The organism is Streptomyces sp. NPDC017246 (assembly GCF_044331325.1).
Taxonomy (GTDB): Bacteria; Actinomycetota; Actinomycetes; order Streptomycetales; family Streptomycetaceae; genus Streptomyces.
In genome coordinates this window covers 89,638-104,655 of the sequence record NZ_JBIRMW010000012.1, presented here as the reverse complement: position 1 = coordinate 104,655, position 15,018 = coordinate 89,638, and the positions used below count along the sequence as shown (strand labels likewise).

Sequence of the window (15,018 nt, the reverse complement as noted above, 5' to 3'; positions counted from 1 at the left end):
CGGCGGAACCGGGAGGAACACCCATGATGATCACTGGCCTCGTCGTGATCGGAGTCCTGCTCATGGGCGCGTGCAGCTGGCATCTGCTGCGCCGCTACAAGAGCCGAGTCTGACCGACGCCTCCGTGCGGAGCGGGACACCTTCCGGGAAAGAGGAGTACATGAAGCAGCGATTCTCGTGGCCCGACGAGCGGCTGATCAAAGCCGCCCAGGACGGCGACGTCACCTCGCTCACCACCGTCGTCATGGAATCGCAGCCTCATGTGCGCAGGTTCGCCCTGTCGCTGTGCGCCTCGCCGCAGGACGCGGAGGACGCGGCGCAGGAGGCGCTGATCATCCTCTACCGGAAGATCGGCACCCTGCGGGCGACCGGCGCACTCGCCTCGTGGATGTTCCGGATCGTGCGCAACGAATGCCTCCGGCACGTACGGCAGCTCGTCTCGCGGAGGGAGGAGGCGCCGGCCGAACCGGAGGCGAGCACGGAACGGTCCGCCGAGGACGCGGTGCTGCACCGGCTGGAGGTGGAGAGGATCGCGGCGGCGGTCAGTGCCCTTCCCCGTGACCAGCGGCAGGTCCTCATCATGCGGGACGTACAGGACCTGCCGGGAAAGGCCGTCGCCCATTCGCTCGGTCTGAGCAACTCGGCGATGAAGTCGCGGCTGCACAGGGCACGCGCGGCGCTGCGTGAGTCCCTGGCGGCGGCCGACCGAGCAGCGGACCACACACCCGATCGAGCCGTCGACCAGCGAGTCGGAGGGGAATGAGCCATGACCCTGAAGTCCGTCAACGCCCTGAAGCCCACGCAGGATGCCGAGGAGGCGCGGCACGCGAAGGCGACGCGGGAGACGAGGGGCCGGACCACCGCACCGCCCGCCCAACCCGCTCTGGCCGAAAGGAACTTCGCCAGCAAGTCCGTCCCGCGCCATCTGGCGCGCGGCGCCGTCGGCTTCGGGCTGATCATCGGCTCGATCGCCCTGGTGCCGTTCGCGGGCCCGGCCGCCCTGCTGGCGGCACCGCTGGCCCTGGTCGCCTTCCGCGGCTGTCCCACCTGCTGGATGGTCGGCCTGGCGCAGACCATCTCCCGCGGCCGCCTGGAACGCCAGTGCGTGGACGGCGTCTGCGTCATCACCAAGGCACATCCGCCGACGAAGACCGCGCACCGGTAGTCCGGCCCCTCGTACTCCCCCGAACACCGTTCCCTGCGGATGCGGATTACAGCCAATGGGAACGACACCCTCCGATCACGAGGGCGTCCGCCGTCGAATCGCGTGCGGGGCCTGCGATCCGGCGGGGTCGGGGTGGTCGCGTGTCGCGCAAGCATCGAGCGGCTGTCACACGGTCGTCACATCGCCGTCGTGGTCCCATCAAACTCCCCGGCTTCCGGATGGCTTGAAACCATGCGGATAAACCCCCTCCGCCCGTCCCCTCGTTGATCACGTCTCCCCCGCCTCACATACTGCGCTGACCGGAGACGGGGTGCCGTTTCGCCCCCGGCCGGCAACGACCACTCGACCTCATCCCAAGCTCCTGGGGGAGACTTGCGCGCACAAGTGCACAGAGCACGCGCCTTCACCATCGCGGCGGCCACATCGGTGGCGCTCGTGGCAGGCATGACCGGTCCCACGACGGCGATCGCCGTGAACACGGCGGCCGCGTCGGACATCACAGACATCGGCGGCAACCAGCGGATCCCGCTCGTCACGGGCGACCGTGTCGTGGTGAACGCCAAGGGCCGCATGGTGGGCTTCGAGGCCGCCGAGGGCCGCGAGCACATACCCGTACAGATACAGCGCTTCGACGGCCGCACCCTGGTGGTGCCCGCCGACGCGCAGCGCCTGATATCCGCCGGCACGCTGGACCAGCGGCTCTTCGACCTCGACGTGCTCACCGACGCGCGGCTGCGCAAGAGCCACCGCGACGGGCTCAAGCTGATCGTGCAGTACGAAGGAGGTGCGGGCGCGGCACGGGCCGAGGTGCGGACGGCCGGCGACACCCAGCTGCGGCGCACGTTCCCGACCATCAACGCCGACGCGATCCGTACGTCCCAGGACGACGTCGCCAGGGTGTGGGACGCGCTGACCGACCGCCGGGCGAGCGGCGCGCGCGCCACCGCCTCCGGCATCGCGAAGGTGTGGCTGGACGGGGTGCGCGCGGCGCGCCTCGACGGCAGCGTCCGGCAGATCGGCGCCGACAAGGCGTGGGAGGCCGGGTACGACGGCACGGGTGTCAAGATCGCCGTTCTCGACACCGGTGTCGACAAGACCCATGACGACCTCAAGCCCCAGGTCGTCGGCGAGAAGAACTTCTCCTCGTCCCCCGATGCCGTGGACCGTGTCGGACACGGCACCCATGTCGCCTCGATCGCCGTGGGCACCGGCGCCAAGTCCGGTGGCCGGTACAAGGGCGTCGCCCCCGGTGCCAAGGTGATCAGCGGGAAGGTCCTCGACGACGAGGGCTACGGCGACGACTCCGCCGTCATCGCGGGCATGGAGTGGGCCGCCGCCGAGGGCGCGGACGTGGTCAACCTCAGCCTCGGCGGCCCGGACAGCCCCGGCGTCGACCCGCTGGAGGCCACGGTCGACAGGCTGTCCGCCGAGAAGGGGATCCTGTTCGCCGTCGCGGCGGGCAACGACGGCGAGTACGGCCCCGAGACGGTGGGCTCACCGGGCAGTGCGGACGCCGCGCTGACCGTGGGCGCCGTCGACAGGAACGACAAGCTGGCGCCGTTCTCCAGCACCGGACCGCGGGCCGGCGACGGCGCCGTCAAGCCGGACGTGACCGCGCCCGGCGTCGCCATCACCGCGGCCGCCGCCCCCGGCAGCGCCATCGACAGGAGCCCCGGCACTCCGCACCCCGCGCCGGGGTACCTGCAGATCGACGGCACGTCCATGGCCACCCCGCACGTCGCGGGCGCGGCCGCGATCCTGAAGCAGCTGCATCCGGCCTGGAAGTCCGCCGAGCTCAAGGGCGCGCTGACCGGGTCCGCCAAGGACATCGGCCTCACCGCGTTCCAGCAGGGTGCGGGCCGGGTCCAGGTCGACAAGGCGCTGGCCCAGAGTGTCGTCGCCGAACCGGTCTCGCTGAACTACGGCATGGCGCAGTGGCCGCACGCCGACGACCTGCCCGTCACCCGGAAGGTCGCGTACCGCAACCTCGGGACCAGTGACGTCACCCTCGACCTGTCGGTGTCCACGGTGGACCCGCACGGCAAGCCGGCCGCGGCCGGGTTCTTCACGCTCGGCGCCTCGAAGGTGACCGTGCCCGCCGGTGGCAGGGCCGAGGTCGACCTCGTCGCGCACCCGAGCGTCGGCGATGTCGACGGCACCTTCTCTGGCTCTGTCACCGCCACCGGCGCGGGCCAGTCCGTCCGTACGGCCGCGGTGGCCGTCCGTGAGGTGGAGTCGTACGCCGTCACGCTGCGGACGCTCGGCCGTGACGGCGCCGACGCCCAGAACTTCTCCAGCGCGCTGACCGGCGTCGGCGGCCCCGCCGTGGGCTTCGGGGCCCGCGTCGACAACGAGCCGGGCAGCCACACGATCCGGGTTCCCAAGGGTTCGTACACCTACAACACGGCGGTCTACGCGGACCCGTCGGACTACACCAAGGGCACCGACTGGATCGCCCAGCCGAAGCTGGAGATCACGGGCGACACGACGCTCACCGCCGACGCGCGGATCACCAGGCCGGTGGATCTCACCGTGCCCGGTCTGAACCGGGCGGACTACGGCGGCACGTACTACGAGGTCGCCACCGAGGCCGGCCGGGTCGGCAACGGCTGGGTGCTCAGGGGCTTCACCGGCTTCCGTACCGCCCACCTGGGACCGGCCGTCACCGACGGCTCGCTTCTGCAGACCTGGGACGCGCACTTCCTCAAGGACGCCACCACCCAGTACTCGGTGGCCTTCGGCGGCAGGACGAACCGGATCACGACCGGCTACACCAAGCACGTGAAGGCGAGCGAGCTGGCCACGATCAAGGTCGGTCTCGGCGCCTCCGCGCCCGGGAAGTCCGCACTCGTCTCCCCGTACCCCCATATTCCGGGCGCGCCGGAGGGCAACGCCTATGCCGACGCGCAGGCGGCGCCGGGCACCCGTACGTTCCTCGTCTCCACCGGCGACAACGTCGAGTGGCTCACCCGGTTCAACCAGCTGGGCGAGCTCGACCAGTGGGGCTACCCGGCCTTCGAGGGCGGCTACGAGATGCTCCGGCCGAAGCGTTACGAGGCCGGCAGGACGTACAAGGAGTCGTTCAACGCGGGTGTCTTCGGCCCGCTCCTGGGCGAGAAGACGGGTGTGTTCCGCACCGCTCCCGACCCGGTGACCGGCCTTCAGCAGCTCGTCGGCTCCGTGCCGCTGTTCGCGGACGGTCAGGGCAACGTGGGTCTCACTCCGGACACCACGGCCACGACGACGCTGTACCGCGACGGCGTCAAGGTCGCCGAGAACGACGACCCGCTGACCGGCTCGACGCCCTTCGCGGTCGACGCCGCCGACGCCGAGTACCGGCTGGTGACCTCCGCCGCACGTCCGGCGAAGACCGCGGAGGCCTCCAGCCGCGTCGAGACCGCCTTCACGTTCCGCTCGGGGCAGGTCGCGGCCACCACGGCGCTGCCGGTGTCCACGGTCCGCTTCGCGGCCCCCGTCGATCTCGGCTCGCGTGCCCCGGCCCTCGCGCCGGTCGTCGTCCCGGTGACCGTGCAGGGCTCGGCGGCCGGGAAGAACCTCTCGTCGCTCAAGGTGTCGGTCAGTTACGACGACGGGAGCACCTGGCAGCTCGTGAAGGTCGTCAACGGCCGGATCTCCGTGAAGAGCCCGGCGAAGGACAGCGGAATCTCGCTCTCCGCCGTGGTCACGGACAAGCAGGGCAACACGTCGACGCTGACCGTGCACAACGCGTGGCTCGGCAAGTGACGCTGTCCCGGTAGCCGTTCCCGCCGGCCGCGGTGCCGCCACCCGAGGTGGTGGCACCGCGGCCGGCGCCGTACGTGCCGGCCGGTACGGCGGCGGGCCCGGCCTCAGGGGACCGAGCGGATACGGCTCACCAGGACCGAGCCCGCGAGGGCCAGCGCGCCCGCCAGGGTGTAGAGGGTCGTGTACCCGCCGAAGTGGGTGACGACCGGGGCAGCGATCACGGGGGCCAGCACCTGGGGAAGCGCGTTGGCGATGTTGATGACGCCCAGGTCCCTTCCCCGGTCCTCCGCCGTCGGCAGCACGTCCGTGAGCAGGGCGAAGTCCACGGCCGTGTACACGCCGAAGCCGAGGCCGAGGACGAGCGAGGCGACGACCGCGCCCGTCCAGGTCTGCCAGACGGCGAGGAGCAGGGTGGCCGCGGAGATGACGAGACCCGACCGGATCACATAGGACTTCCGTCGGCCGCTGCGGTCCGACCGGATGCCGCTGATCACCACCGTGGCGAGCAGGGTGAGCGCGTTGAGCGCCGTGAGGATCAGTACGCCGTTGTCCGCGTCGCCCTCGTAACGCACGGCGTCGGTGAGGTAGTAGAGCAGGTACATCGTGCTGATGGAGTACGACAGGTTCATCAGGAAGCGGGTGAGCCAGGCCCACCCGAAATCCGGATGGCGACGCGGGTCGATCCAGAAACCGCCGAGGAAGGTCCTCCACCGGAAGGCCGGCCGGTCGGCGCGGGCGAGCGGGGTGTCGCGCCGCATGAGGACGTACGGAACGGCCGCGACCACCGAGAAGACCGCGCAGGCCAGATATCCGCCGACCACCCCGCCCGCGACCGTCGCCAGTGCCGTACCCACCAGGATGCCGCCGACCTGGGAGACGCCGAGCCAGCCGCCGACCAGACCGCGCCGCCGCGGCGGTACCTGGTCGGGGACGGCCGCGGTGAGAGCGGCGAAGGCCGCGTTGAGGGCGAGCTGGACCACGCACCAGCCCACGATCACGGTCGCGACACTCTGCGCCGCGGCCAGGACGAGCAGCCCGGCCGCCCCGCCCGCCACTCCGCCTGCCACCCAGGGGACGCGCCGGCCGACGGACGCCGTCGTCCGGTCGGAGAGCGCGCCGAAGACGGGGTTGGCGACCATCGACACGGCCGCTCCCACTCCCGTCACCAGGGCGAGGGTGGACGCCTTGTGGTCGGGGGTGAGGTGCTCGGCCTGGCGCGCCAGGAGCAGTTGCAGAGGGCCGAACCAGCCGACCCAGACACCGAGGTTGGCGAGGGACAGCGCGCTCACCCACCGGCCCCCGGCCGGGACCCCGGTCACGGGGGCCGGCTCTGCCGCCGTCCCCTCGGCGGTCATCTGCCGCTCTTGATCAGGTCGCGGTACCAGGCGTACGACTCCTTGGGCGTCCGCTCCAGGGTCTCGTAGTCGACGTGGACGAGCCCGAAGCGCTGCCGGTACCCCTCCGCCCACTCGAAGTTGTCGAGGATCGACCAGATGAAGTACCCGCGGACATCGGCGCCCTCCGCGATCGCCTCGTGCAGCGCGCGCACATGGCCGTCGTGGTACGCGACCCGGCGGGCGTCGTCGATCCGCCCCGTCTCGGGGTCCGGCCCGTCGCCGTACGAGCAGCCGTTCTCGGTGATGTGCACGGGCGGCAGCCGGTCGCCGTAGCGCTCGCGCATGGTGCCGAGCAGTTCGCGCAGTCCGTCCGGGACCACCGGCCAGCCGAAGTCGGTGAGTTCACGGCCTTCGATCTGCCGGATGGCGAAGGGGAGGTCCGCTGGTATGTCGATCCCGCCGAAGGAGGAGCCGGCGTCGGCGGAGGAGTCCGGGGTCGGCTGCGGGGCGCCGACGAGCATCGGGTTGTAGTAGTTGATCCCGTACCAGTCCAGGGGGGCCGAGATCGTCCTGAGGTCCTCCGCCACCGGGCCGGGGAGGAGCGAGGCCAGGCCCTCGTCCGGATAGGCGCCGGTCAGGAGGGGGTCGGCGAAGAGGCGGTTCGTGAGGGTGTCGTACAACTCGGCGGCCGCCCGGTCGTCGTCGCTGTCGCCGGCGGTCCAGACCGGACTGTGGGAGACGGCGATGCCGATCTGCTGGGCGCCCGCGGCCCGCAGGGCCTGGACGCCCAGGCCGTGGGCCAGGAGCTGGTGGTGGGCGGCGGGCAGGGCGTCGAAGACGAGTCGGCGGCCGGGGGCGTGCTCGCCGAGGCCGTATCCGAGGAGGGTGACCTCGGCCGGCTCGTTGATGGTGATCCACATGGGCACCCGGTCGGCGAGCCGCTCCGCGACCACCGAGGCGTACGCCGCGAACCGCTCGGCGGTGTCCCGGTCGAGCCAGCCGCCCCGCTTCTCCAGGGCGAGGGGGGTGTCCCAGTGGAACAGTGTGGGCACCGGGGCGATCCCCGAGGCGCACAGCTCGTCGACGAGCCGGTCGTAGAAGTCCAGCCCCTTGTCGTTGACCCGGCCGTCACCTTCGGGCAGGACCCGGGACCAGGAGACCGAGAACCGGTAGGCGCCGACGCCGAGTTCGGCCATCAGCGCCACGTCCTCGCGGTAGCGCCGGTAGTGGTCGGTGGCGACCTCCGCGTGCGAGCCGTCCTTGACGCGTCCCTGCTCTCCGGTGAAGGCGTCCCAGGAGGAGGGGCCGCGGCCGTCGGCCGTGAGCGAGCCCTCGATCTGGAAGGCGGAGGCGGAGACTCCCCAGAGGAAGCCGGCCGGGAACTCGGGTACGGGCGCTGTCATGGGGACTCGCTTCGATCGCCGGGGTGCTGGTTGCTCACGGCACTTTCGGGCCCCGGGATCCGCCCTGTCAATGGAAAGTGAACAATTCTCAACTTTTACCGAGGCAGCGACCGACGGACGCCGAGGGTCTGCAGACCCCCGGTGACGTCATGCCCGACCGTCCGGGTCGCGCGACCGCCGGCCACGGTCCGTCTCCGCCCGCGCGGCGATCAGGCCGGGCGCGGACGATACGCCAGACCGTGCGCGCCCGGCTCGCCCAGCTTGGCGATGTCCAGCCGGGCCAGGCGATCCAGCGTCTCCAGGTCGACGGTGGACGAGACGGCGCAGGCCACGTACGCGAGTCGGCCGTCGGAGGACGAGGTGATGGTCCGCGGGAAGAGCCCGATCCGTTCGACTGCGAGATCGGCTGCGATGCAACCAGCAGTGGTGCACGCGTGTCGTCCACGGGTGTCGTCCACGGGTGATCGGAGCACTCCGTGACCTCAGGTGAGGCGTGGTCCCTTCCGGGCCGGCCCGGCAGGGCGCCCGGGCCTCGAGGGCGAGACCCGGGCGCGTCGCTCAGCGGACGGGTTCCTGCATCGTGACGCAGTGCGCGCCACCGCCGCCGTTGCCGTAGAGGTTGTCGAGGTTGAGCTGGACGACGGGCCTGCCGTAGGCGGCCGCGATCGCCGTCCTGGCCGCCGCGTCCTTGGCCGTGTCTCCGAACTGGGTCGTGATCACCGCCTGGTTCGTCACCGTCCAGTTCATGTAGGAGCTGAGGAAGTCCTGGCGCTTGCCCGCCGCGATCCGCGGCAGGGTGTCGGGACCCTGGATGGTGAGGACCTGCAGTCGGCGGCCCCTGGCGTCGGTCGCGTTCACCAGGACGTCGTGGATGGCCTGGGCGTTGTCGGTCCAGACGTCCGGCCGTACGGCACCGGCCAGCTGCACCATCACCACGCCGGGCTTGATGTACCGGGCGGTGCCGTCGATGTGGCCGTCGGTGACGTCCTGCCCGGTGACACCGGGCAGCCAGATCATCTTCGAGGCGCCGAACCGGGAGAGCAGCTCCGCCTCGACCTGACTCCGCGACTTGCCGGGGTTGCGGTTGCTGTTCAGCCAGCAGCTCTCGGTCGCCATCACCGTGCCGTCGCCGTCGTACTCGATGCCGCCGCCCTCGCCGACCACGGACGCCTTCGCGAACGGCACACCCACGGAGGAGGCGACGCGCTGCGCGAGCACACGGTCCTTGTCGTAGGCGGAGGCGGGGAGGCCGTAGAAGCGCGTGGCGTTCTCGCCCCAGGCGTTGAAGTTGAGCCCGAAGGAATCCATGCCGCCGGCGCCGTCGACGCGGAACAGCGGGCCGGTGTCCCGCATCCAGCAGTCCGAGACGGGGATCGAGCTGATCACCGTGACCGTGGATCCGCAGGCGGTCCTGGCCTGCGAGGCGGCCGACGAGCCGTCCGCGCACATGGTGACCGGCTCGTACTTGGCCACCTCCTTCGCGAGCTTGGCGATGTCGGTCTGGATCTTGGAGAGCAGGTTGCCCCAGATCGTGTAGCTGGACGGCCAGGCCATCCAGGTCCGCTTGTGCGGCGTCTCCTCACCGGGGACCCGCCAGGACGCGGCCATGGCCGGCTGGATGCCGCCGAGTACCGGCCCCACCGCCAGTGCGGCCGCGGCCGCCCCGGTTCGGGCCAGAAGCGTTCTACGGCTGATGCCCGGCGTGTCGCCGTCGTGCTGTGTCTTCACGTGATGCTCCTTCTCGCGGAGGTTCGTACGTGCGGCGCGGTGTGCTCAGTGAGGTGGCGTCAGCAGCCCCTCCTCTCGGACCATCCGGCGTTCGGTGGCCAGGTCGAGGCTCCGGGCGAAGATCCAGTAGAGGCCGCCGGCCACCGGCAGTCCGACGAAGAGCGAACAGTCGACGCCACCGAGGATCTTCGCGACAGGTCCGACGTAGAGACCGGTGATGACCATGAACGGGGCCATGCAGGCCAGCCCGATCCCGTAGGCGAGGTTTCCGCGCCAGCCCCAACGGCCATAGATTCCGCGCGGGTTGAAGATCTCCTTCACGACGTACTGGCCGCGCCGGACGAAGAAGAAGTCCACCAGGTTGACGGCCGTCCACGGGATGAACAGGTACGTCAGCACGACCACCACGTTGGCGAAGAACCAGTTGAAGCGGTCGATTCCGACGAGGGTCGAGATCGACCCGACGGCCACCAGCATGATCCCGATCGTCACGACCCGGATGCCCCGCGTCGGCTTGACCGGCCGGAACGAGTCCACGATCGAGATCATGGTGAGACTGCCGCCGTACTGGTTGATCGCCATGATGGAGAGCAGCCCGATCAGCAGGACCACGACGGCGAGCGTCCCGAACCCGCTGAACAGCCGGTCGCCGGCGAGCTTCAGCGCGGTCACCGGGTCGGTGCCCTCAGGGGCACCGGCCGAGACCACGGCGCCGAGGAGGAACACCCAGATGCCGGAGACGGCGCTGGGCAGGTAGGTCCACCAGAAGGTGCTGCGCACTGAGACGTCGGGTCTGAGGTACCGCGAGTAGTCCGAGACGTACGGTGCCCAGCCCAGCTGGAAGCCGGCGACGAAGACGAACACGAGCACGAACGGCGCGAGCGCGAAGGGACCCGCGTCCCAGACGTCGGCGGGGAGCCCGCCGGCGAACAGGGCGGCAGCGGTGATGGCCGCGGTGACCACGACGAACGGCCAGGTGAGCCATCTGTTCAACCGGTGGATCCAGTCGTAGCCGAACAGAGCGATCACGGTCGCCACCGCGGCGGCCAGCACATACCCGAACCCGTTGGGAATCCCGGTCAGCAGGTTCACGGCCTGACCGGAGAGCAGGGCGTCGGAGGTGTTGAAGCCCACGTAGTTGACCAGCGCGAAGACCCACACGGTCAGCGCCGCGCCGACGTACCCGAACTGCGGCCGGGACTGGACCAGTTGGGGCAGCCCCAGCTGGGGGCCCTGGGCCGAGTGGAAGGCCATGAAGAACGTGCCGAAGAGCGAGCCGAGGACCGTGGCGATCACCGTCCAGACCAGCGAGGCCCCCATGGAGAGCGTCACGACGCCGGTGGCGAGACCGGTGAGGTTGAGACTGCCGACGAACCAGATGGCGCCGACACTCGACGGCTTGCCGTGCCGTTCCGCGAGGGGCACCCAGTCGATCGAGTGCTGCTCGATGCCGGCGGGAGGTGCGGAACTCCCGGTCTCCGAGGTGACTGACCCCATATGGCCTCCTGAGTAAGGGGTGCACCTCAAGGCCACCCGACCACCCCGACCGGACGGAGTCGGTGGGGCTGCGCCACCCTAGGGATTGACTCAATTTTCAGTCAATAGATAGCGCACAGATGACGTCAGGCAATCCTGCCGATGTGATCCAGCCGGTTGACTGCGCCCGCGCCACCGGGGGTTGACCATCCTTTTCGGGCATGGACACCACCGTGCCGGGAGTGAGCCGGCAGCACGCGTCCCACAGGGAACCGCGAGGGAGAGGGCCATCGAAATGACCGAATTTTCAATCAAGAGCCCGCATGGGTGTTCACCGGGCGTCGGATGCGACCTTGTCGCGCCAGCGGATGAAGAGCTGCTCCGGGTCCCCGGTGTACGACCAGGGCACTTCGGTGGCCCGGTTGTCCAGCAACCGGAAGACCTCGCCCGCCCGTTCGGCCATGCCGGCCCTGACCAGACCGTGCGCCAGATGGTTGAGGTCGGCGACGTCCTGCGCCCTGGGGACGCGGTGGGCGATCCACTTGTCCCACGCGTGGCGAAGGTCGCCGCGGGCACGCTCGTCGGTCCAGTGGTGCGTCAGGCCGAGGACGCCCTTCCCCTCGGTCGCCACCCGGTGCCGGTAGTGCTCGGCGCGCGCCACCTGGGCGAGGATGGCGAGCGGTGATCCGTACGGGGCGGAACCAGCAGCGTCCCAGGCGAAGTTGAGCGTCGTGGCGTAAGAGCCGTGCCAGCGGGCGGAGAGGTGACGAAGGACCTGGTGGTGACCCTCTCGATGGTCCCGGTCCCGCGCGAGGATCTCCTTCCACCAGGCCGACGTCTCGGGGTGTCCGCCGGGGTAGAGCCTGCCCAGGGTGAGCAGTGAGACCCACGGTTGGGGATCGGAGGGTGCGAGCTCGGCCGCCCGGTAGCAGTACCGGACCGCCGTATCCAGTCTGTCGGCGCCGGGAGTCCGCCCGGTGCGGGCGGCGGCGAACATCCGCATCACCTCGGTCTCCGCCCGCAGTACGGCGGCGTCGGGGTTCGTCGGTTCCGACACCTGCCACAGGTCCACGGTGCGCCGCCCCGCCGCGGCGTCGGCGAGCAGGCGGACGCGGTGGGCTCGTACGTCCCAGTCGCCCGGGATCCGCGCGAGCAGGTCGCGGGCGCCTTCCCAACGGCCCAGGAGCATGTCCTCGCGGCCGTCGGCGAGCGCCCTGTCGCCGAACGTCGGGTCGTAGTCGGGCGCGGATGTGCCACGGCGCAGCCAGGCGGACATGTCGGTTCTCCCTCGTACGGATTCCGGGTGCCGGGTGGCGGGTTTTCCGGGTGCCGGGTGCCGGGTGCCGGGTGCCGGTTCCGAGTTCCGGGTGGCGGGTGGCGGGTTCAGAAATCTGACAGGAGGCCTTCTCGTCTGCCGTCGGCGGTGCCGGCCGCCGGCACGTCCTCGAACGACGACTCCGCCGTGGTCACGTCCTTCGAGTTGAGCGGGCGTGGGCGGAGGAAGGACCGGCCGCCCCGGAACCACGCGATGCCCAGCGGGATCAGCCCGACGGCCAGCGCGCCGATGCCGATGGCCAGTTGTGCTCCGGTCAGGGTCCGGGCCGAGGCCACGAGGACCCAGATGTTGAAGGCCACGCCGGTGAGCGGCCAGAGCCCCAGGAAGATCAGATTGCCGAGGGAGGCGAGCAGCACACCGCGGAAGGCCACGGCGACGGTGATGCCGGCGAGTGTGTAGTAGAAGGCGATCAGGAGACCGATCCCCATGAGGGCGTCGTCGAGGACGACGAACCCGCGATCGGTGAGCACGACGAGCGTCAGGGTCGTCACGGCGAACGCGCAGACGACCAGTGTGGACGCCACGGGGGTCCGCCGCCGGGGGTGCACCCGGCCGAGGAAGGCGGGGACCATGCGGTCGCGGCCCATGGCGAACAGGGTGCGCGTCACCTGGAGGAGCGTGGTCTCCAGGGTGGCGACCATGGCGAGCGGGACGGCGAGGACGAGCAGGGTGCCGCCGACTCCCGGCCAGGCCGTCTCGCCGAGCAGAAGGAGGAAGGTCTCGTCGTCCGAGGTGACGGCGGCCGGCCCCAGGAGCATGTTCGTGCTGACCGTCAGGGTGAGGAGGGTGGCGGCGACGACGAGGAGGCCGATCAGTCCGCCCAGTCCGGAGCCGCCCCGGCCGCTGCGGGTCTCCTCGCTCAGATTGGCCGTCACGTCCCAGCCCCAGTACACGGCCCCCACGATCAGCGCGCCCGCGGTGAAGGAGTGGGTCGCGTCGAAGTGGCCGAGGCCGAACCAGGAGAAGGAGAACGCGGCGGCGTGGGTGTCCCGGGTCAGCGCGGTGACGGCCACGGCGAGCAGCAGTGCCAGCTGCACCCCGACGGCGACGACGCGCACCCCGGCGGCGATCCGGGTGCCCGCGGCCACGAGGGCGGCGATCAGCAGGAACCAGCCGAGGCCGACCGCGGTGGACCAGACCTCGCTCCTGGCCAGATCCTCGTCGAAGAGGGACAGGGTGGCCGCGCCCGCGGAGGTCGTCGAGGCGACGATGAAGAGGGTGGTGGCGGCGACCACGGCCCATCCGCTGAGGAATCCGAGGACGGGGTGGAGGCCCCTGGCGACCCAGGAGTAGGTGGCGCCGGCGCTGACGTCGAGCCGTCCCAGGTGCCGGAACGCGAGGGCGATGCCCACCATGGGGATCGCGCCGTAGAGCAGGGCGGCGGGGGCGGCGAAGCCGACCGCCGCGACGAGCGCGGGGATCAGCGCGACGACGATGTACGCCGGCCCGCAGCCCGCGACCGCCATGACCACGGAGTCGAACGTACCGAGGGCTCCCGCCCTGAGTCCTCCCCCGCCACTGCTGGACCTGTCGATCACCTGTGCGCCTTTCCTCGGCCGTGCTGGAGGACGGTGGTGGCGGCCGGGAGCCGTCCGGCCCCCGGGGGGCGGACGGACGCCCGTGGACGTCCGTCCGGTCCCCGGTGGCCCCTGTCCCGCTCTCGGCCGCCGTTCGTTCGCTATCTGACGGGCTGCTGCTGGGTGACGCAGTGGATGCCGCCGCCGCCCGTGCCGAGGCGGTCGATGTTCAGCTGCTCGATGACACGGTCGGGGTAGAGGCGGGCCAGGGTGGCCTTCGCCGCCTGGTCGGCCCGGGTGTCGCCGAAGTGGGCGCTGATCACCGCGTCGTTGCACAGGTAGAAGTTGGCGTAGGAGGCGAGGAAGTCCGGGTTGGCGGAGCGGATCTTGTTGTAGTCCGGTCCCTGGAGGCGCATCGTGTCCATCGGGGTGCCGTCGGCGGTCGTCGAGGCGGACAGGATGCCGAACTGCTGGCGTGCGTCCCGGGCGTAGGCGTCGGACTCCGACGAGAGCGGCATCTGCACGAGGGCCTCGCCGGGGGCGAGGAAGCGGGACGTGGCGTCGACGTGGTCGTCGGTGATGTCCTGGCCCTTGACGCCGTCGAACCAGATGACCTTGGAGGCGCCGTACGCCTCGCACATGACCGCCTCCAGCCGGCGCTCCGTCACCCCGGGGTTGCGGTTGCGGTTGACGAGGCTGCTGCGGGTGGCCATGAGGGTGCCGGCGCCGTCCTGCTCGATGGCGCCGCCCTCGCCGACCAGGTCGGCGTAGGTGATCGGCACGCCCACGTAGGCGGCGATCCGGCCGGCGACGAGCGCGTCCTTGGCGTGGGTCTGCTTGTTGCCCCAGCCGTTGAAGTTGAGGCCGACGGCGTCCAGGCCGCCGGCCCCGTTCGTACGGAAGACGGGCCCCGTGTCGCGGGTCCAGCAGTCGTCGACGGGGATGGAGCTGATGACGGTGACCGTGGAGCCGCACAGCTGGCGGGCCTTGGCGGCGCTCCCGGAGTTGGCGCACATCACGACGGGCTCGTACTTCGCGATCGTCCGGGCGATCAGGGCGATGTCCGCCTGGACGCCGCTCAGCGTGTTGCCCCAGATCGAGGTGCTGTCGGGCCAGCACATCCACGTACGGGTGTGCCGGACGTCCTCGACCGGGACGCGGAAGGTACTGGCGGCCGGGGCGGCGGCCCCGGCCTGGAACCGGGTGGTCGCGAGGGCGGCGCCCACGGCGGTCACGCCGGCCGCCGCGACGAATCCTCGCCGGCTCAGGGTCCTGCGTGCGTGTCGGCTCGACTCGGGTCGGCTCACTTGCG

Annotated in this window: 11 protein-coding genes; 3 read left to right on the top strand and 8 right to left on the bottom strand. The window is 71.0% G+C overall.

The annotated features are described in order from the left end of the window. The first annotated feature begins 160 nt into the window (after positions 1–160). The 3 genes from ACH4MY_RS26245 to ACH4MY_RS26235 all read left to right on the top strand — a co-directional run bounded on the left by ACH4MY_RS26245 (position 161) and on the right by ACH4MY_RS26235 (position 4,909). Complete coding sequence (locus tag ACH4MY_RS26245; protein ID WP_398006169.1) at positions 161–763, top strand: RNA polymerase sigma factor; 603 nt, start codon at positions 161–163, stop codon at positions 761–763. A 3-nt stretch (positions 764–766) separates the two neighbouring features. Next, a complete protein-coding gene (locus ACH4MY_RS26240; protein WP_398006168.1) occupies positions 767–1,165 on the top strand; it encodes a hypothetical protein in 399 nt (132 codons plus the stop codon). 444 nt (positions 1,166–1,609) lie between these two features. Further along, the gene (locus ACH4MY_RS26235) at positions 1,610–4,909 is read left to right on the top strand and encodes a S8 family peptidase (RefSeq protein ID WP_398006309.1); all 3,300 of its coding nucleotides are present in this window, start codon (positions 1,610–1,612) and stop codon (positions 4,907–4,909) included. Positions 4,910–5,013: 104 nt separating this feature from the next. On the opposite strand, the gene ACH4MY_RS26230 is transcribed toward ACH4MY_RS26235, so the two are convergent. From ACH4MY_RS26230 to ACH4MY_RS26195, 8 genes are all read right to left on the bottom strand, one after another. Continuing rightward, entirely contained in the window at positions 5,014–6,264 is a 1,251-nt protein-coding gene (locus tag ACH4MY_RS26230) for an MFS transporter (protein ID WP_398006167.1), read from the bottom strand. Then, positions 6,261–7,649, bottom strand: coding sequence for a GH1 family beta-glucosidase (locus ACH4MY_RS26225; RefSeq protein ID WP_398006166.1), 1,389 nt, complete (start codon positions 7,647–7,649; stop codon positions 6,261–6,263). The genes ACH4MY_RS26230 and ACH4MY_RS26225 overlap by 4 nt, the downstream gene beginning before the upstream one ends. A 209-nt stretch (positions 7,650–7,858) precedes the next feature. Continuing rightward, positions 7,859–8,107 (bottom strand): hypothetical protein, encoded by a 249-nt coding sequence (locus tag ACH4MY_RS26220; protein WP_398006165.1) that lies wholly within the window; start codon positions 8,105–8,107, stop codon positions 7,859–7,861. Positions 8,108–8,207: 100 nt separating this feature from the next. Beyond that, positions 8,208–9,377 (bottom strand): agmatine/peptidylarginine deiminase, encoded by a 1,170-nt coding sequence (locus ACH4MY_RS26215; RefSeq protein WP_398006164.1) that lies wholly within the window; start codon positions 9,375–9,377, stop codon positions 8,208–8,210. Between the two features lie 45 nt (positions 9,378–9,422). Continuing rightward, positions 9,423–10,874, bottom strand: coding sequence for a purine-cytosine permease family protein (locus ACH4MY_RS26210; protein ID WP_398006163.1), 1,452 nt, complete (start codon positions 10,872–10,874; stop codon positions 9,423–9,425). Positions 10,875–11,184: 310 nt separating this feature from the next. Continuing rightward, positions 11,185–12,129 (bottom strand): hypothetical protein, encoded by a 945-nt coding sequence (locus tag ACH4MY_RS26205; protein WP_398006162.1) that lies wholly within the window; start codon positions 12,127–12,129, stop codon positions 11,185–11,187. A 107-nt stretch (positions 12,130–12,236) separates the two neighbouring features. After that, positions 12,237–13,727, bottom strand: coding sequence for an APC family permease (locus ACH4MY_RS26200; RefSeq protein ID WP_398006161.1), 1,491 nt, complete (start codon positions 13,725–13,727; stop codon positions 12,237–12,239). Positions 13,728–13,867: 140 nt separating this feature from the next. After that, positions 13,868–15,013 carry an agmatine/peptidylarginine deiminase gene (locus ACH4MY_RS26195; protein WP_398006160.1) on the bottom strand — a complete coding sequence of 382 codons (1,146 nt, stop codon included), beginning with the start codon at positions 15,011–15,013 and terminating at the stop codon, positions 13,868–13,870. Positions 15,014–15,018 lie beyond the last annotated feature (5 nt).